This window comes from Serratia marcescens (assembly GCF_001902635.1).
In the GTDB taxonomy this organism is placed as follows: Bacteria; Pseudomonadota; Gammaproteobacteria; order Enterobacterales; family Enterobacteriaceae; genus Serratia; species Serratia marcescens_F.
In genome coordinates this window covers 1-18,400 of the sequence record NZ_MJAO01000027.1, presented here as the reverse complement: position 1 = coordinate 18,400, position 18,400 = coordinate 1, and the positions used below count along the sequence as shown (strand labels likewise).

Annotated in this window: 17 protein-coding genes; 6 read left to right on the top strand and 11 right to left on the bottom strand. The window is 58.7% G+C overall.

Annotated elements, in window-relative coordinates; all coding sequences use genetic code 11:
• Nucleotides 1–31: 31 nt before the first annotated feature.
• The 4 genes from fadD to BHU62_RS21045 form a co-directional block, all read right to left on the bottom strand.
• On the bottom strand, nucleotides 32–1,720 hold the full coding sequence (gene fadD / locus BHU62_RS21060) for a long-chain-fatty-acid--CoA ligase FadD (protein WP_073534400.1): 1,689 nt from the start codon (nucleotides 1,718–1,720) through the stop codon (nucleotides 32–34).
• Between the two features lie 208 nt (nucleotides 1,721–1,928).
• Nucleotides 1,929–2,519: a Slp family lipoprotein gene (locus tag BHU62_RS21055; RefSeq protein WP_073534399.1), complete on the bottom strand. Its 591-nt coding sequence runs from the start codon at nucleotides 2,517–2,519 to the stop codon at nucleotides 1,929–1,931.
• Nucleotides 2,520–2,619: 100 nt separating this feature from the next.
• The gene (tsaB, locus tag BHU62_RS21050) at nucleotides 2,620–3,321 is read right to left on the bottom strand and encodes a tRNA (adenosine(37)-N6)-threonylcarbamoyltransferase complex dimerization subunit type 1 TsaB (RefSeq protein ID WP_073534398.1); all 702 of its coding nucleotides are present in this window, start codon (nucleotides 3,319–3,321) and stop codon (nucleotides 2,620–2,622) included.
• Nucleotides 3,322–3,400: 79 nt separating this feature from the next.
• Nucleotides 3,401–5,317: an ATP-dependent DNA helicase gene (locus tag BHU62_RS21045; RefSeq protein ID WP_073534397.1), complete on the bottom strand. Its 1,917-nt coding sequence runs from the start codon at nucleotides 5,315–5,317 to the stop codon at nucleotides 3,401–3,403.
• Between the two features lie 133 nt (nucleotides 5,318–5,450).
• Between BHU62_RS21045 and BHU62_RS21040 the strand changes: the two genes are divergently transcribed.
• Nucleotides 5,451–5,795 (top strand): RidA family protein, encoded by a 345-nt coding sequence (locus tag BHU62_RS21040; RefSeq protein WP_073534396.1) that lies wholly within the window; start codon nucleotides 5,451–5,453, stop codon nucleotides 5,793–5,795.
• 60 nt (nucleotides 5,796–5,855) lie between these two features.
• On the opposite strand, the gene mdtI is transcribed toward BHU62_RS21040, so the two are convergent.
• From mdtI to zwf, 4 genes are all read right to left on the bottom strand, one after another.
• On the bottom strand, nucleotides 5,856–6,185 hold the full coding sequence (gene mdtI / locus BHU62_RS21035) for a multidrug/spermidine efflux SMR transporter subunit MdtI (protein ID WP_073534395.1): 330 nt from the start codon (nucleotides 6,183–6,185) through the stop codon (nucleotides 5,856–5,858).
• Nucleotides 6,172–6,540: a multidrug/spermidine efflux SMR transporter subunit MdtJ gene (gene mdtJ / locus BHU62_RS21030; protein ID WP_004932327.1), complete on the bottom strand. Its 369-nt coding sequence runs from the start codon at nucleotides 6,538–6,540 to the stop codon at nucleotides 6,172–6,174. The genes mdtI and mdtJ overlap by 14 nt, the downstream gene beginning before the upstream one ends.
• A gap of 552 nt (nucleotides 6,541–7,092) precedes the next feature.
• Nucleotides 7,093–7,734 carry a bifunctional 4-hydroxy-2-oxoglutarate aldolase/2-dehydro-3-deoxy-phosphogluconate aldolase gene (locus BHU62_RS21025; RefSeq protein WP_073534394.1) on the bottom strand — a complete coding sequence of 214 codons (642 nt, stop codon included), beginning with the start codon at nucleotides 7,732–7,734 and terminating at the stop codon, nucleotides 7,093–7,095.
• 154 nt (nucleotides 7,735–7,888) lie between these two features.
• Nucleotides 7,889–9,364, bottom strand: coding sequence for a glucose-6-phosphate dehydrogenase (gene zwf, locus BHU62_RS21020; protein WP_073534393.1), 1,476 nt, complete (start codon nucleotides 9,362–9,364; stop codon nucleotides 7,889–7,891).
• A 448-nt stretch (nucleotides 9,365–9,812) separates the two neighbouring features.
• Between zwf and BHU62_RS21015 the strand changes: the two genes are divergently transcribed.
• The 3 genes from BHU62_RS21015 to BHU62_RS21005 all read left to right on the top strand — a co-directional run bounded on the left by BHU62_RS21015 (nucleotide 9,813) and on the right by BHU62_RS21005 (nucleotide 13,285).
• The gene (locus BHU62_RS21015) at nucleotides 9,813–10,685 is read left to right on the top strand and encodes a MurR/RpiR family transcriptional regulator (protein WP_004932335.1); all 873 of its coding nucleotides are present in this window, start codon (nucleotides 9,813–9,815) and stop codon (nucleotides 10,683–10,685) included.
• 190 nt (nucleotides 10,686–10,875) lie between these two features.
• Nucleotides 10,876–12,318, top strand: a complete 1,443-nt coding sequence (gene pyk / locus BHU62_RS21010; protein ID WP_019452801.1) for a pyruvate kinase — start codon at nucleotides 10,876–10,878, stop codon at nucleotides 12,316–12,318.
• 85 nt (nucleotides 12,319–12,403) lie between these two features.
• Nucleotides 12,404–13,285, top strand: coding sequence for a leucine-rich repeat domain-containing protein (locus BHU62_RS21005; RefSeq protein ID WP_073534234.1), 882 nt, complete (start codon nucleotides 12,404–12,406; stop codon nucleotides 13,283–13,285).
• A gap of 49 nt (nucleotides 13,286–13,334) precedes the next feature.
• On the opposite strand, the gene lpxM is transcribed toward BHU62_RS21005, so the two are convergent.
• From lpxM to znuA, 3 genes are all read right to left on the bottom strand, one after another.
• On the bottom strand, nucleotides 13,335–14,303 hold the full coding sequence (lpxM, locus tag BHU62_RS21000; protein WP_073534233.1) for a lauroyl-Kdo(2)-lipid IV(A) myristoyltransferase: 969 nt from the start codon (nucleotides 14,301–14,303) through the stop codon (nucleotides 13,335–13,337).
• Nucleotides 14,304–14,453: 150 nt separating this feature from the next.
• A complete protein-coding gene (gene mepM, locus BHU62_RS20995; RefSeq protein WP_073534232.1) occupies nucleotides 14,454–15,776 on the bottom strand; it encodes a murein DD-endopeptidase MepM in 1,323 nt (440 codons plus the stop codon).
• Between the two features lie 21 nt (nucleotides 15,777–15,797).
• Complete coding sequence (znuA, locus tag BHU62_RS20990; RefSeq protein ID WP_073534436.1) at nucleotides 15,798–16,742, bottom strand: zinc ABC transporter substrate-binding protein ZnuA; 945 nt, start codon at nucleotides 16,740–16,742, stop codon at nucleotides 15,798–15,800.
• Between the two features lie 78 nt (nucleotides 16,743–16,820).
• Here znuA and znuC point away from each other — a divergent pair, with 78 nt between their 5' ends.
• Nucleotides 16,821–17,579, top strand: a complete 759-nt coding sequence (gene znuC, locus BHU62_RS20985) for a zinc ABC transporter ATP-binding protein ZnuC (protein ID WP_073534231.1) — start codon at nucleotides 16,821–16,823, stop codon at nucleotides 17,577–17,579.
• The gene (znuB, locus tag BHU62_RS20980; protein WP_073534229.1) at nucleotides 17,576–18,361 is read left to right on the top strand and encodes a zinc ABC transporter permease subunit ZnuB; all 786 of its coding nucleotides are present in this window, start codon (nucleotides 17,576–17,578) and stop codon (nucleotides 18,359–18,361) included. Before znuC ends, znuB begins: the two co-directional genes overlap by 4 nt.
• The last annotated feature ends 39 nt before the right edge of the window (nucleotides 18,362–18,400 follow it).

The window sequence follows — 18,400 nt, the reverse complement described above, 5'->3', positions numbered from 1 at the left end:
CGTTGTTGATAGTCAGGCGCGTGGGCGAAACCTAAGCGGCATCGGCCGGCTTCGGCGTTTTTTGCTCCTCGCGCAGTTCTCGCCGCAAAATCTTGCCGACGTTCGATTTCGGCAGTTCATCGCGGAACTCAACAATTTTAGGCACTTTATACCCGGTCAGGTGGCGGCGGCAATGGGTCAGCAGCTCTTCCTTGGTCAGCGAGGCGTCTTTCTTTACCACGCAGATCTTCACTGTTTCGCCGGAGGCCTCGCTGGGCACGCCGATCGCCGCACATTCCAGCACTTTCGGGTGCTGGCTGACCACGTCCTCGATCTCGTTCGGGTAGACGTTGAAACCGGAAACCAGGATCATGTCTTTCTTACGGTCGACGATGCGCACAAAACCCTGATCGTCCACGGTAACCACATCACCGGTCGCCAACCAGCCGTCTTTCAGCACTTCGTCGGTGGCTTCCGGGCGCTGCCAATAGCCTAACATAACTTGCGGCCCTTTGACCCACAGTTCGCCCGGTTCGCCCGGCGGCACATCGTGGCCGTTGTCGTCCACCAGTCGGATGTCCGTCGACGGCACCGGCAAACCAATGCTGCCGCTGTAATGTTTCAGATCGTAAGGGTTGCCTGCCACCAACGGCGAGCACTCCGTCAGGCCGTAACCCTCCAGCAGGTGTTTGCCGGTGGTTTTCTCCCACTTCTCGGCCACCGCTTTTTGCACCGACATGCCGCCGCCGACCGAGAAACGCAGCGTCGAGAAGTCGAGCTTGTGGAAATCTTCGTTGTTCAGCAACGCGTTGAACAACGTATTCACCCCGCTCATGGCGGTGAACGGATATTTGCCCAGTTCCTTCACCAGCCCCGGAATGTCGCGCGGGTTGGTGATCAACAGATTGCGCCCGCCCAGATCGATAAACAGCAGGCAGTTCACTGTCAGCGCGAAAATGTGGTACAGCGGCAGCGCCGTCACCACCACCTCCTGCCCTTCGCGGAACAGCGGCGAGTACGCGGCTTTGGCCTGCTCGAGGTTGGCCTGCATGTTACGGTGCGTCAGCATCGCCCCCTTCGCCACCCCGGTGGTGCCACCGGTGTATTGCAGGAAGGCCAGATCGGCATTAACGATGTCCGGTTTCACGTATTGCATGCGGCGGCCGCGCTGCAGCGCGCTGCGGAATGAAATGGCGTCCGGCAGGTTGTACTTCGGTACCAGGCGTTTGACGTATTTGACCACGAAGTTGACCAGCGTGCCTTTGGCGGCCGAAAGCTGATCGCCCATACGCGTCAGGATCACGTGCTTGACCTGGGTGTTGAACACCACTTTTTCCAGCGTGTGGGCAAAGTTGGAGACGATGACGATGGCGCTGGCGCCGCTGTCGTTCAACTGATGTTCCAACTCGCGCGGGGTGTACAGCGGGTTGACGTTGACCACCACCATGCCGGCACGCAGAATGCCGAACAGGGCAATGGGGTATTGCAGCAGGTTAGGCATCATCAGCGCGACGCGGTCGCCCTTCTTCAGGCCCAGTTCATTTTGCAGATAAGCCGCGAAGGCCCGGCTGCGCTCTTCCAGTTTGCGGAAGGTCATCACCTCGCCCATGTTGATAAAGGCGGGCTGATCGGCATAGCGCTGTACGGCATGCTCAAACATTTCGATCAACGACGAATAGCGATCGGCATCAATCTCTGCGGGCACATCCGCCGGATACCGTTTTAACCAGACCTTATCCAAGGTATTACTCCTGAAATCATTACTAATTATCATCGCAGCCCTCAAACTCGCAGCCCAACCATAACAATATTTTAACTCAGCAGACCAGTTCGAGTTTTAAACATTACTCAGGTTGCGATGTACGTCACTAATTGTCGGATATTCCTTATCCAAAAAAGAAAAAGGCGGCCGGAGCCGCCCTGTCAAATTTGTTCACATCAAGCGTATGCTACTCGGTTACGATGGTTTGCACCTGCGCCGGGCCAGTGTTGTACCAACCATAACCAGCGCCCCAACCGGGTCCCCACGGACCACCGCGCCAACCCCAAGGCCCCATCGGCGCTGGCGGCATCACCACCTGTTGCACCAGATGCCAGCGTTTGAAGCCGGTGACGTTCATCGTCACGAAGCGATACGGCGTCATGCCGATCCTGCCCTCTTTCAGGCCGGTTATCGGGCCAACCACGGTGACCAGCTGGCCTCTGAAATCGACCGGTTCGAGGAAACCGTTCACCGTGGCCAGCAAGCGGCCGCGCGACGGTTCACCCAATATCGGCCGTGCCCCGCTATCAAGCGGCACCGCCGCAATCTCCAGCACCGTGCGCCCCTGCTCGTTGGCAACGTTCACCACGGTGCCGCCAAAGCGGGCTTCCGCGCCGGTGAACAGGTTTGGTGCGTTTTGTACCGAGGAAAGCTGGGTCACCGGCGAAGGGCTGGAGCCTTTGATCGCATCCGGCACGGTGACACACCCGGCCAGAACCAGCGCGCCGCAGGCAACGGCCAGCAGCGACAGCTTTCTACTTGCAGTGCGGATTAACATGGTCGCAATCTCCTGAAACGCCTGTAACTTTGACCGCGTTTCACCGCTCAAGTTGCAGGCCGGCGTCGCCCATTATCAACAACAGCACAATAAGCCGCGCTTACTCGCGGCCCGGCAGTTTTTTCCAGGTCACCTCATTGCGCAGGTAGGTCGGCTCGGCGTTTTCTACCGCTACCGACAGCCCCTGCTGCCATGCGAGCAGCGCCAGCGGCAACATGTCTTCCGCCTGCGGCAACAGCATTTGGCCGTCACGCACGCTCAGCGCAGAGCCGTTGACCAGATCGGGATAGGTTTGCCAGCCGGTGCCGACATGAGCCCAGTCGCCCTGCAAACGCTGTGCGCGCTCCAGCGCCTGCGCCGGCGACAGCACCGCCTCGCCTTCGCTTTCCAACCAGCTGCCGTCCGCCTGGCGTTCATACTGCCCCCAGTAGACCTCGCCCATGCGCGCATCGATCGCCGCCAGCACCCGCTCTGCGCCGCTGACGCGCCAGGCGCCCTGCGCCATGGTTTGCAGCGTGGAAATGCCGAGCATTGGCAGATCGGCACCCAGCGCCAAGCCCTGAGCGATGCCGATGCCAATGCGCACCCCGGTAAAACTGCCGGGGCCGCGGCCGAAGGCCAGCGCATCGAGCTGGTTGAGCGCCAGACCGGATTCCGCCAGCACCTGCTGCACCATAGGTAAAATACGTTGCGTATGCTCGCGTGGGCACAGCTCAAACAGGGCGTGGATTTCGCCTTGATTCCAGACGGCGACGGAACAGGCTTCCGTCGCGGTATCGATCGCTAAAATTCGCGTGGACATGCCAACCTCTGGCGGGAATAAAACTGGGTTTTTCATACAGGGCGCGCATTGTAGCACAGCCCCGTAAGCCCTTCATCTTTCACGTGGCCTGCGTAGCGGCGGCCTGCAAGAAAGCGATCGCTTGCTTCAGATCGCGGGTACGCGGCGTGGGCGGCAGGCTATTGAGGAACACCTCACCATATGGGCGCATCACCAGACGGTTGTCGCAAATCACCAGCACGCCGCGATCGTCGGTATCGCGGATCAAGCGGCCGACGCCCTGCTTCAGGGTGATGACCGCATCCGGCAACTGCACGTCATTAAACGGATCGCCGCCGCGCAGGCGGCAATCTTCAATACGCGCCTTCAGCAACGGATCGTCCGGTGAAGTGAACGGCAGTTTATCGATGATCACGCAGGACAGCGCATCGCCGCGCACGTCCACCCCCTCCCAGAAGCTGCTGGTTGCCACCAGCAGCGCGTTACCGGCGGCGACAAACTGCGCCAGCAGCTGCCCTTTACTGGTTTCCCCCTGCAACAGCACCGGCAGCGTCATCGTAGCGCGGAACTCTTCCGCCAGCTCGCGCATCATCTGGTGCGAGGTGCATAAGAAGAAACAGCGGCCGTTGTTGGCCTCAATTAATGGCCGCAGCATGCGCGCCAGCTGGCGCGCCCCGCCGGGCTGATTTGGTGAAGGTAAAAAGCGCGGCACGCACAGCAACGCCTGTTTGGCATAGTCGAACGGGCTTGGCAGCAGCAGCGTTTTGGCCTTGGTCAGCCCCAAACGTTCGGTGAAGTGGCCCAGTTGATCGTTGACCGACAGGGTAGCCGAGGTAAAGATCCAACTGCCCGGCTTCTCGTCCAGCATTTCACGGAAACGATCGGCTACCGTCAGCGGCGTCAGCGCCAGCACGAAGTGGCGCGAATTGCATTCATACCAATAGCTGTAGCCCGGCTCCGTCACCGCTTTCAGCCGCTTGAGACGCGCACGATACAGCGTGGCGCGTTCAAAGGCGGCGTCCAGCAGCGCCGAACGCCCCAGAGACAGCTTCATCACGTCGTAACACAGTTCCAGCGCGTCATCGAGCAGCAGCAGGGCGCGCTGCACGTTCGGTTCGCCAAGCACGTCGCGCAGATTGCCGCGAAACCCCGGCTCCCCCAGATTCAGACGGAAATCTTGCGTACTCAGGCTGAGGCGGTCGGCGCTTTTTTGCAGCTGGGCGGCATCTCGCACCTCGGTGCGGTAGGCGATGGTGATGTCCTTCGCCAGATCCAACAGCTGGCGGCTGGTGAGCTGCTGGCCGAAATACTGGCTGGCGATATCGGGGATCTGGTGCGCCTCGTCGAAAATCATCACCTCGGCTTCCGGGATCAACTCGGCAAAACCGCCCTCTTTCACCACCATATCCGCCAGGAACAGGTGATGGTTCACCACCACCACATCCGCATCCATCGCGCGGCGGCGCGCCTTGACCACGAAGCAATCCTGGTACAGCGGGCAATCGCTGCCCAGGCAGTTGTCATTGGTGCTGGTCACCAGCGGCCAGACGAAGCTGTCTTCCGCCACTTCGCTGCAGGTGCTGATATCTCCCTCTTTGGTCTGCGACGACCACTTGCGCAGCTGAACCAGATCGATCAGCGTCTGCCCCGCCAGCTCGCCGCCGGCCATCGACTGCTGCTCCAACCGCTCCAGGCACAGGTAGTTGGAGCGCCCCTTCAGCAGCGCCAGCTTGCCTTTGTACTTCAGCGCTTTGGCGACGGTCGGCAGATCGCGCGCATACAGCTGATCCTGCAACGCTTTCGAGCCGGTAGAGATGATCACTTTGCGATCGGCGCGCAGCGCCGGCGCCAGATAAGCGAAAGTTTTGCCGGTGCCGGTGCCGGCCTCCACTACCAGCTCCTGCTTGAAATTGATCGCCTCGGTAACGGCTTGCGCCATCTGCCGCTGCGGTTCACGCGGTTTGAATCCCTTGATAGCCTGCGCCAAGGCGCCGTCTGTTGCAAAATCGTCTGTCACGCTGTCTCTCTGCCGGTGTCATTCAGCGCTGATTATGCCAAGCCTGCCGCCCGGCTACCACCCACTTTATCGCCGCGCATTTTCACGACCGGCTGTGCTACCCTTAGCGGGACTATGATATGGAGATAAGCAAATGAATATCGAAAGAATTGATCCCGATCAGCGCTGGTCTGAAGCCGTAGTGCACAACGAGACCGTTTACTACACCAGCGTACCGGAAAATCTGGACGCGGACGCCACCGCGCAGACCACCAACGCCCTCGCTGCCATCGACGTGCTGCTGGCGCGCGTAGGCTCGGATAAAAGCCGCATTCTGGACGCCACCATCTTCCTGGCCAACACCGCCGACTTCGCCGCGATGAACGCCGCCTGGGACGCTTGGGTGGTCGCCGGCAGCGCGCCAGTGCGCTGCACCGTGCAGGCGCAGCTGATGAATCCGAAGTACAAGGTGGAAATCAAAATCATCGCCGCGCTGTAAGCCGGGGCGAGACGTAAAAAAACCGCAGACGGAACGCCTGCGGTTTTTTATTGCCCGTCATCAGGACAGTTTGAGGATCACCATCCCCGTCAGCAGCAATGCCAGACCGATCCAGCCTTTGGCGTTCAGCCGCTGGCCGAACATGATCCAGCCTGCGGCGATGGTGGCGGCGATGCCGAAACCGCCCCACAGCGCATAAGCGATCGACAGGTCGATGCCCTTCACCGCCTGTGCCAGGGCGCTGAACGCACCGAGCACCGACAGCAGCGACAACAGCCCCAGCCAAATTTTACGGAAGCCGTCCGACATTTTCAGGAAGATATTGGCGACGATTTCCAACACGATCGCCAGTCCCAAGAACCCAATGTGGTACAACTCAAACTGTTGCATGGTTGTCACCTCGCGGGCTGACCTGTTTTCGCTCTTTGCGGGTGCCGGATTTCACCAGCATGATGCCGGCGATCAGCGTAGCCAACCCCAGCACTTTCAGCGCCGAGATCGGTTCGTCGAACCACAGCACGCTGAACAGGGTAATGAACAGAATGCCGATGCCTTCCCACAGCGCGTAGGCTACGCCCAGCGCCACGCGTTTTACCGCTACCGACAACAACACATAAGACGCGGTGATCATCACGTACATCACGATGTGCCCAATCATGCCGCCATTGACGCTGGCGTATTTCATCGACAAGGTGCCAATGATTTCGGTCATGATGGCCAAACCTAAAAAGATCCAATAAATCATAATTTTTCTCCCAAACGGCGAATAACGCGCGCCAAGGCATATTTATCCCGATTTATCTCGCCAAACGGCCGCAGCGCGGCGCGCAAGACGCAGAGATCCCTGGGGATAAACTGACCCAAACGCAAAAAGAATGTTTGCCCGGCTGAACGGTAGAGCGAAGGCTTAAGCCCGCTACCGGCACCGGTTAAGGGAGAAAGACGCTATAGCTCGCTGCACCAGTGATGCTCACTGGCAAGGATCGCAGAAAGGAAGAGTTGGCACGTAGAGGTTCTGAGGGTAGTTCCGTTAATAGTCATCATAATAGTTCTCTATTATCAGCCGCACACCGTGCGATTTGCCCAATATCCTCATAAATGTAAAATTTTCAACTGAGATATTTTTACCACAGCCAAAATAATAAAGCAAACTGCCGTTTTCATAAAAAATCAGAAAAAAACGGGTTAAAAATAAGAAAGTTAATTGCGATAAAAATTAAAAAAGGCTCAACGGAACGTTGAGCCTTGCGAAAACCGTGGATGCGCAAATATGCGCCAATCCCATGCGCGGCGCGGGTTACGACACAGCACCGCTGACGGCGCTGCGGGCCAGTTCAGTGATGCGCGCGTAGTCGCCGCTTTCGAGCGCATCCGCCGGCACCAGCCAGGAACCACCGATGCACAGCACGCTTTTCAACGCCAGATAATCGCGGTAGTTGTTCGGCGTAATGCCGCCGGTCGGGCAAAAACGCACCTGCGGGAACGGGCCGCCGATCGCCTGCAACGCCTTCACGCCGCCGTTGGCTTCCGCCGGGAAGAACTTGAACTCGCGCAGACCGTGATCCATGCCCAGCATCAGTTCAGACACGGTGCTGATGCCAGGGATCAGCGGGATCGGCCCCGCCATCGCCGCCTGCAGCAAGGCTTCGGTCAGCCCCGGACTGATGGCGAACTGCGCCCCCGCCTCGGTCACCTCCCGCAGCTGCTGCGGATTGATCACCGTACCGGCGCCGATAATCGCCTCCGGCACCTCTTGGGCAATGGCGCGGATAGCCGCCAGCGCACAGGCGGTGCGCAGCGTCACCTCCAGCACCCGCACGCCGCCGGCAACCAGCGCTTTCGCCAGCGGTACCGCCTGCTCCAGCTTGTTGATCACGATAACAGGCACCACCGGCCCCGCCGTCAGAATGTGTTCGGGGCTGGTTTTCCAGTTTTCCATCGTTGTTTCTCCATGACTCGCGGTTAACAATGGCACGCCCCTGCCACAGGGCTCTGCGCGAGTGCACAGGCGTCCGACCGTACCGTCAGTGATGTGGCCCACGCGCAGATCGCAGGCAAAAAAAAGCCGGCAGACGGGCTGCCGGCGTTACGCATTACTCGAACTCGTTCCAGGAACGGCCGTCGCGGGTGATCATCGCCACCGAGGCTACCGGCCCCCAGGTGCCCGCCTGATAAGGCTTAGGCGCCTCGTTGTCGGCTTTCCATGCATCCATGATGGAGTCGACCCACTTCCAGGCTTCTTCCACTTCATCGCGGCGCACGAACAGCGCCTGAATACCGCGCATGGTTTCCAGCAGCAGGCGCTCGTAGGCGTCCGCCACGTGCTCCTGGTTGAAGGTTTCCGAGAAGCTCAGATCCAGCTTGGTGGTCTGCAGGCGGTGTTTGTGATCCAGCCCCGGCACCTTGTTCAGCACCTGAATTTCGATGCCTTCGTCCGGCTGCAGGCGGATGGTCAGCTTGTTCTGCGGCAGCTGCTGATAGGAATCGCTGAACAGGTTAAGCGGCGGGTTCTTAAAGTACACCACCACTTCCGAGCATTTGGTCGGCAAACGTTTACCGGTGCGCAGGTAGAACGGCACCCCGGCCCACTGCCAGTTGTCGATATCCACGCGGATGGACACGAAAGTCTCGGTGCTGCTGCTCTTGTTCGCCCCTTCCTCTTCCAGATAGCCCGGCACTTTCTTGCCCTGGACGAAACCGGCGGTGTACTGACCGCGCACGGTGGTTTCCCGCACGTTGGTCTGATTGATGCGGCGCAGCGAGCGCAATACCTTCACCTTTTCGTCGCGGATGCGGTCGGTGGTCAGATCCGCCGGCGGCGACATGGCGATCATGGTCAGGATCTGCAGCAGGTGGTTCTGGATCATGTCGCGCATCTGGCCGGCCTGATCGAAGTAACCCCAGCGCCCTTCGATGCCGACTTCTTCCGCCACGGTGATCTGCACCGAATCGATGGTGCGGTTATCCCAGTTGGACGCGAACAGCGAGTTGGCGAAACGCAGCGCCAACAGGTTCAACACCGTCTCTTTGCCGAGATAGTGGTCGATACGGTAAACCTGAGATTCGTTGAAGTACTCCGCCACCTGATCGTTGATCACGCGAGAGGACGCCAGATCGGTGCCCAGCGGTTTTTCCATCACCACGCGCGCCGGCTCGTGGTTCAGCTTGGCTTCGCCCAACCCTTTGCAGATGGCGCCGAAGGTGCTTGGCGGCATGGCGAAGTAGTTGATGGTGGTGCGATGCTTCTGATCCAGCATTTTACCCAGTTTGGTAAAGTTCTTGCTGTCGTTAACGTCCAGGTTACAGAAGTCCAGGCGGGCGCTCAGCGTAGCCCAGAGTTCGTCATCCAATTTTTCCTTCATGAAGGTGCCAAGCGCTTCCTTGACCACTTCGGTATAAGCTTGTTTATCCCACTCCGCGCGGCCGACGCCGATGATCCGCGTATCCGGGTGGATGTGTCCGGCTTTCTCTAACTGGTACAGGGAAGGCAGCAGTTTACGGCGCGCCAAATCACCTTTCGCGCCGAAAATAACCAGGTCACACGCCTGGGCTGTAGAGGTTACCGCCATGTTCATCTCCTCGTTGCAGGATATTTGTAATTTTCTTACATTACTAATGTACTCTGTTTGACTACGGCCAGCAAACCCGGTGAAAAAGCAGAAAAAAAGACCTCAAGATTCCAGTGATAGCGCCCATGCGCGCCAGAGCCCTCACCAGCGGGCAAAACTGTAATTTTTCGTCTTTTTTGACGCTCTGTTACCATTATGAAAGTTAGACACAGGTCATATTCTGGTGAAAAAAGCCTGTATACGCCCTGTCGAGACTGCCAACGGTTACCAGCACGTAGTATATTTTCACTAAACCGGCATTGATTTCTCCTTTATTTGAAATCGACATACCCTATCGATTCCAGGTTACAGCCGCTCGTTTGGCGTCTGCCCGCACGGCGAACACGGGCGAAATTCGGCGCTGTTGCTTGAAAGCCACAGGGATAAAACCATGAGTGACTCTCGTTATATGAATACGCTGGACAAAATCCAGAGCCATCTGGAGCTCCTGAGCAAATCTGAAAGGAAAGTCGCCGAGGTGATTCTGGCCTCCCCGCAGACCGCCATTCACTCCAGCATCGCCACGCTGGCGCGCATGGCCGACGTCAGCGAGCCCACCGTCAACCGTTTTTGCCGCCGTCTTGATACCAAAGGCTTTCCCGATTTCAAACTGCATCTTGCCCAAAGCCTGGCTAACGGCACGCCTTACGTAAACCGTAACGTTGAGGAAGACGACAGCGTCGATTCCTATACCAGCAAGATCTTCGAGTCGGTAATGGCCAGCCTGGATACAGTAAAGGCAAATTTGGATATTGCCGCAATCAATCGTGCGGTTGACCTGCTCACCCAGGCAAAAAAGATCTCTTTCTTCGGCCTGGGCGCCTCCGCGGCGGTGGCGCACGACGCGATGAACAAATTTTTCCGCTTCAACATCCCGGTGGTCTACTTCGATGACATCGTCATGCAGCGCATGAGCTGCATGAACTCCAGCGAAGGCGACGTGGTGGTGTTGATTTCGCATACCGGCCGCACCAAGAATCTGGTGGAGATGGCGCATCTGGCGCGAGAAAACGACGCCACGGTACTGGCCATCACCTCACGCGATACCCCGCTCGCCCAGGCGGCGACCCTCGCTTTGCTGCTCGATGTACCCGAAGACACCGACGTTTACATGCCTATGGTGTCGCGGATTGCGCAATTAACGCTCATTGACGTGCTTGCCACCGGATTTACCTTGCGCAGAGGGGCTAAATTCAGAGATAACTTGAAGCGGGTCAAAGAAGCGCTTAAAGAATCGCGCTTTGATAAAGGCGTAGTCATTCCCAACAGTTTTGACTCGTAACCCGACGAAGAAAAAAATCGCCGTTCAACAGACATTTGAATGGCGGCATCAGAGGTTGTACCCTGTTAAAACGCTCATGCGGGTAACCCGGGTGAAATATCAGTGTTGTAAAATTACATTTCACGCCTGGTTTCGTTATCCGACGTTATCGCAACACCAATATTTGCTTCACCAGTCAACGGAGTAATACATGTCCAGACGGCTCAGAAGAACCAAAATCGTTACCACCCTGGGTCCGGCTACAGACCGCGACAATAATCTGGAAAAGATCATTGCCGCCGGCGCCAACGTAGTTCGGCTTAACTTCTCCCACGGCAGCCCGGAAGATCACCAAGCTCGCGCTGATAAAGTGCGCGAAATCGCTGCCAAACTGGGGCGTCACGTCGCTATCCTCGGCGATCTGCAAGGGCCAAAAATCCGTGTATCCACCTTTAAGGAAGGCAAAATCTTCCTCAACGTGGGCGATAAATTCCTGCTGGACGCTAACCTGTCCAAAGGCGAAGGCGATAAAGAAAAGGTCGGCATCGACTATAAAGGCCTGCCTGCCGACGTGGTGCCGGGCGACGTTTTGTTGCTCGACGATGGCCGCGTTCAGCTGAAAGTGCTCGAAGTTCAGGGCATGAAAGTGTTTACCGAAGTGACCGTCGGCGGCCCGCTGTCCAACAACAAGGGCATCAACAAACTCGGCGGCGGCCTGTCGGCCGAAGCGCTGACCGAAAAAGACAAGGCAGACATCGTTACCGCCGCCAAGATTGGCGTCGACTACCTGGCGGTCTCCTTCCCGCGTACCGGTGAAGATCTGAACTACGCTCGCCGCCTGGCGCGCGACGCCGGCTGCAACGCCAAAATTGTGTCCAAGGTTGAACGCGCCGAAGCGGTCTGCAGCGACGAAGCGATGGACGACATTATTCTGGCCTCCGACGTAGTGATGGTCGCCCGTGGCGACCTGGGCGTCGAAATCGGCGATCCGGAGTTGGTCGGCATTCAGAAGAAACTGATCCGCCGCGCCCGTACCCTGAACCGCGCAGTGATCACCGCGACTCAGATGATGGAGTCGATGATCACCAACCCGATGCCGACCCGCGCCGAAGTCATGGACGTGGCCAACGCCGTGCTGGACGGCACCGACGCCGTTATGCTGTCAGCGGAAACCGCCGCCGGCCAATACCCGGCGGAAACTGTGGCAGCGATGGCGCGCGTTTGTCTGGGCGCCGAGAAAATCCCGAGCATCAACGTTTCCAAACACCGTCTGGACGTGCAGTTCGACAACATCGAAGAGGCGATCGCCATGTCTTCGATGTATGCCGCCAACCACCTGAAAGGCGTCACCGCGCTGATCGCCATGACCGAGTCCGGCCGCACCGCGCTGATGATGTCACGCATCAGCTCCGGCCTGCCGATCTTCGCCATGTCGCGTCATGAACACACGCTGAACCTGACCGCGCTGTATCGCGGCGTGACGCCGGTGTATTTCGACAGCCACAAAGACGGCGTGATCGCCGCCAATGAAGCCGTCAACCGCCTGCGCGACAAAGGCTTCCTGGTCTCCGGCGACCTGGTGATCGTCACCCAGGGCGACGTGATGGAAACCGTCGGCACCACCAATACCAGCCGTATCCTGCGCGTCGAGTAATCCGCGCCGCAGACGAAATGCCGGCCGGCTCACGTGGGCCGGCATTTTTTTTGCCCTGACACCGCCATAAACGACGGAGAACACCATGCTCCACCAGCACAATCCCGCAGCGAGCGGTGATGAACTCGATCTCGACGGTCACGGCCTGATGCAGCTCGACGAGTCGCAATTAGCCGGCCACTCGCTGCGCAAGATAAGCCTGTACGACAATCAGCTGACCACCTTCCCCATCCCGATCTTCCGGCACCGAAATCTACAGGTGCTGAATATCTCCTGCAACCAGCTCGACCGCCTGCCGCCGGAGATTGGCCAGTTGCAACGGCTCGAGATGTTCGACTTCGGCCACAATCGCGCAAGCGAACTCCCCGAAGAACTGGGGCAACTGCATCGGCTGAAATATCTCTATCTGAGCGATAACGGCTTGAGCGTTTTGCCGCGCTCGCTGGCGCAGCTGCAGCAGCTGGTCTATCTCAACGCGACCGACAACCATTTAACCGCTTTGCCACAGGCGATACCGCGGCTTGCGGCATTGCAGGAGCTGCGTTTATACAACAACCGCATCAGCAACCTGCCCGTCGAAATCGGGCAACTGCGCGCACTGCGCGAACTGCATATCATGAAGAATGCCCTGACCACGCTGCCGGCGGAAATGGCTCAGCTCGGTGAGTTGGAGATACTCGACGCGGCTAACAATGCCATCGCCGAGCTGCCGCAGGCCGTCTGTCGGCTGCCGCGGTTGAGCGAGCTGAACCTGCGTTTCAATCAGCTGACGCGCCTACCGGAAAATATCGGTGAGCTGACGGCGCTGAGAAGCCTGGATCTGCGTGCCAATCGCCTGAGCGACCTGCCGGAAAGCCTCGGCGAGCTGAGCCGCCTGCGCAAGCTGGACCTGCGCTGGAATGATTTCACCCGCACGCCTAAAGTCGTCGACATCCTGCGGGCTCGCGGCTGTATGGTCCACATCTGAAGAGACGCCGGCCGGGTTGCGGCCTGGCCGGCATTAGCGGTAGAAAGGATTAACGATACAGATCGTCGCGCGAGTAAGGTTCAATCTCCCCTTCCTTGCGCGTCTTCAGCAGTTTGAGGATCCAGGTGTACTGCTCCGGGTTCGGGCCCACCAGATTTTCCACCTCTTCGTTCATGCGGCGGGCAATGCGCGGATCGTCTGCTTCGGCCAGGTCATCCATCGGCTCGCGAATATAGATATCCAGCATGCTGGTTTTGCCGTCGTAAACCGGGAACAGAGGCACGATCGCCGCACGGCACACTTTCATCAGCCGTCCTACCGCCGGCAAGGTCGCTTTATAGGTGGCGAAGAAGTCGACGAACTCGCTGTGTTCGGCACCGTGGTCCTGATCGGGCAAGTAGTAGCCCCAGTACCCTTGCCGCACCGAACTGATAAACGGTTTGATACCGTCATTGCGCGCGTGCATGCGGCCGCCGAATTTACGACGCACGGCATTCCACAGGTAATCGACCAGCTGGTTGCGCTGGTTGTGGAACATCGCCGCCATCGGTTGACCGCGCGCGGCCATCAACATCGCCGGCACATCCACCGCCCAGCCGTGCGGTACCAGGAAGATCACGTTACGCCCTTCCGCGCGGATCTTGTCCAAGACCTCTTCACCGTGCCAACGCACACGCTGGAGCACTTTCTCCGGCTTGGTGCACGCCAGCTCCGCCATCAGCACCATCGACTGCGGCGCGCAGGCGAACATCTGGTCGATGATGTGCTCACGTTCGCTTTCCGGCAGCTCCGGCAAGCAGTACAGCAGATTGATGCGCGCGCGGCGCCGCGCGCCCTTGGCCAGCTTACCGGCCAGTTTACCGATCGCGCCCAGTACCGGATCGCGCAAGCGCGCAGGCACCAGCGAAACGCCGGCCATCAGGCCAGTTCCCAGCCACACGCCCCAGTAGCGCGGGTACAAAAAGGCTTTTTGAAACTGCGGGATGAACTCTACGTTCGATTTTTTCTCGTTTTGCATGCACATGCTCTTGGCTTAGCGATTCGGCTAATCATAATTGCCATCACCGATTTTGCAATTAACAACCGCGAACCGCCCAGATAAAACAGCATCGGCCCGCAATCAGGCCGATGAAATTAGCGGCGCCGAAGCGCCGGGAAAAGGGGGACGTTAATCCAGCTGGAGTTGAGGAACCACTTCCTTCACCTGCGCCAGATAATCGCTGCGATCTTTGCCGCTCAGCCCTTCGGAACGCGGCAGTTTGGCCGTCAGCGGGTTCACCGCCTGTTGGCCGGTCCACAGTTCAAAGTGCAGGTGCGGCCCGGTAGAACGGCCGGTGTTGCCGGAGAGCGCAATGCGATCGCCGCGTTTCACCTTCTGGCCCGGTTTCACCAGCAGTTTCTTCAGGTGCATATAACGCGTGGTGTACTGACGGCCGTGGCGGATCGCCACATAGTTGCCCGCCGCACCGCTGCGCTTGGCGATCACCACCTCACCGTCACCGACCGCCAGTACCGGCGTACCGACCGGCATGGCGAAATCGACGCCTTTATGCGGCGCCACGCGGCCGGTCACCGGGTTCACACGGCGCGGGTTGAAGTTGGAGGAGATACGGAACTGCTTCATGGTCGGGAAACGCATGAAGCCGCGCGCCAGACCGGAGCCCTGGCGATCGTAGAATTTGCCGTCCTCGGCGCGAACAGCGTAATAATCCTTGCCGCCGGTACGCAGGCGCACGCCCAACAGCTGACTTTGCGATTTCTTACCGTCGAAATGTTCGCGCGACATCAGTACCGCGAACTGATCGCCTTTGCGCAATTTGCGAAAATCGAGCTGCCACTGCAGCGCCTTGATCACCGCATTGATTTCGTTGCGGCTCAGCCCGGCGTCGCCGGCGCTGCTGACGAAGCTGCCGTTAACCCGGCCGCTGATCACCTTGTTGCGCCATTCGCCCTGCTGTGCCTCTTTCGACTCTTTGAAGCTATTGCCGACGCGTTCATAGGTACGGGTTTCGCGGCGGGAGACTTCCCAGGTCAGTTGCTGCAGATCGCCCGCTTCGTTCACGGTCCACGACAGCTGTTGACCGATCTTCAGGTTACGCAGATCGCGGTTTTGCGAAGCCAGCAAGGTGACATCCGACATGTCGATGCCATATTGCGTCAAAATACTGCCGAGCGTGTCGCCGGTGGAAACCACATATTCATGCACGCCATCATCGCCGGCATCCTTTTGGTCCAGCTCATCCTGCGGAATTTCGTCGTCGGGGGTGGGTTGGTCGGCATCGATCGGTTCACTGGCTTCGGGGAGCAGTGACCGCAACTGGCTGGATTCTAACTCGACGTTCTTGGCGATGGGATTGTGTTCTGGGTGGTAAACAAAAGGCCGCCAAACAGCGACGGCCAATGTGACGACTGTCAGCGACCCCAGCATGACGCGGTGGGGCCGTGGCAGGTTGTTATACGCCAGAGCGATAGTTCGGACTATCTGCTGCACTCGATATTATCCTCATAAGCTTTACTTCAGGCAGCTCACGTACTGGTTCGACAGCTGTGTCAGGAATGTCCCGTAGCTGTCCTTCCCCAGCGCGATGCCGATGCCCAGCGGGTCCAGCGTTCCGGAACGCACAGTGGTACCCTTGGCGACGGCATTGATTACGGCCGGCCTGAATTGTGGCTCAGCAAAAACGCATACCGCTTTCTGCTCAACCAACTGTGTTCGAATTTGGTGTAGGCGCTGCGCTCCAGGTTGAATTTCGGGATTGACGGTGAAATGGCCCAGTGGACTCAAACCGTAGTGTTTCTCAAAGTAGCCGTAAGCATCATGAAAAACAAAATAACCCTTACCTTGCACAGGCGTAAGCATGTTACCAACATTTTTGTCAGTTTGCGTCAGCAGATTCTCGAACTGGCGCAGGTTTGCGTCTAATTTGTCCTTATTTTGCGGCATAAGTTCCAACAATCTGTCGTGAATCGCGATCGCGGTCACTTTCGCCACCTCCGGCGACAGCCAAACGTGCATATTGTACTCGCCGTGATGATGCCCATGATCGTGATCGGCATGATTATGCGCATCGCCTGCATGATCATGATCGTCGTCATCTTCACCTTTCATCAGCAACGGCTTCACCGCCGGCAGTTCACTGATGGCCAATTGGTTCTTGGCGGCGATCGGCGACAGCGCCTTGGTCAGGAACGCTTCCATATCCGGCCCGACCCACAGCACCAGGTCTGCGGAGCGCAAGCGCTGGATATCAGACGGGCGCAGCGCGAAATCGTGCGGCGAAGCGCCGTCCGGCAACAGCACTTCGGTCGGCGTTACGCCGTCGGCGATGGCCGATGCGATAAAGCCCAGCGGACGAATCGAGGTCACCACCGCAGCGGAAGCGCTGCTCAGCGGGCCGGCCATCAACAGAGCGCTGGCCAGCAGCGTGCGCTGCAGCCATTTATTTTTCTTTGCCATCATCAGTAATCCCATCGTTTTCATCAACAAGGCGTGATATTATAACATTCGCTTCGTTCTGCAACCTGTAATCTCGAGATGTCTACACTGATAACGCTAAAAAATATCTCCGTCGCCTTCGGCAACCGCAAGGTGCTGTCGAATATTTCCCTCAGCCTTCAGCCAGGCCGCATCCTCACGCTGCTTGGCCCGAACGGCGCGGGCAAATCCACGCTGGTGCGCGTAGTGCTAGGGTTGGTCAAACCTTCCGAGGGCACGCTGGAGCGTGAAGCCGATCTGCGCATCGGCTATGTGCCGCAAAAACTGCACCTCGACGCCACCCTGCCGCTGACCGTCAGCCGCTTTATGCGCCTGAAACCCGGCGTGAAGAAAGCCGACATTCTGCCGGCGCTCAAGCGCGTGCAGGCCGCCCACCTGCTCGACCAGCCGATGCAAAAGCTTTCCGGCGGTGAAAATCAACGCGTGCTGCTGGCGCGGGCGCTGCTGAATAAACCCCAACTGCTGGTATTGGACGAACCGACGCAAGGGGTGGACGTCAACGGCCAACTGGCGCTCTACGATCTGATCGACCAGCTGCGCAAAGAGCTGGGCTGCGCCGTGCTGATGGTTTCGCACGACCTGCATCTGGTGATGGCGAAAACCGACGAGGTGTTGTGCCTCAATCAGCACATCTGCTGTTCCGGTGCGCCGGAAGTGGTCTCGATGCATCCCGAATTCATCGCCATGTTCGGCAACCGCGGCGCAGAGCAACTGGCGGTATATCGTCACCATCACAATCACCGTCACGACCTGCAGGGAAGAATTGTCTTGAAGAAAACCGGGAGCCGCGAAGCATGATCGAACTGTTACTCCCCGGCTGGCTGGCCGGCGTATTGTTGGCTAGTGCCGCCGGGCCGCTGGGCTCCTTCGTGGTCTGGCGCCGCATGTCCTACTTTGGCGACACGCTGGCCCACGCCTCGCTGCTCGGCGTCGCCTTTGGTCTGCTGCTGGACATCAATCCTTTCTATGCGGTGATTGCCATTACGCTGCTGCTGGCCCTGGCCCTGGTGTGGCTGGAACGCCGCCCGCAGCTTTCGGTGGATACCCTGCTCGGCATTCTGGCCCACAGCGCCCTGTCTCTGGGTCTGGTGGTGGTGGCGCTGATGTCTAACGTGCGAGTCGATCTGATGGCCTACCTGTTCGGCGATTTGCTGTCGGTTACGCTGAGCGATATCGTGATGATCGCCGGCGGCGTCGCGGTGGTGTTGCTGGTGCTGTGGTGGCAATGGCGCGATTTGCTGTCGATGACCATCAGCCCGGAGCTGGCGCACGTTGACGGCGTCAATCTGGTGCGGGCGCGCACCGTATTGATGCTGATCACCGCGTTGACCATCGGCCTGGCGATGAAATTCGTCGGCGCGCTGATCATCACCTCACTGCTGATCATTCCGGCGGCTACCGCCCGCCGCTTCGCGCGCACGCCGGAACAGATGGCCGGCTGCGCGGTGCTGCTCGGGATGGTGGCCGTCACCGGCGGCCTGACTTTCTCGGCGTTTTACGATACGCCGGCCGGCCCTTCGGTGGTGCTGAGCGCCGCCGTGCTGTTCACGCTGAGCCTATTCAAAAAACAACAGGCCTGATTAAAGCCGGAATATGACAAGGGCCGCTGATGCGGCCCT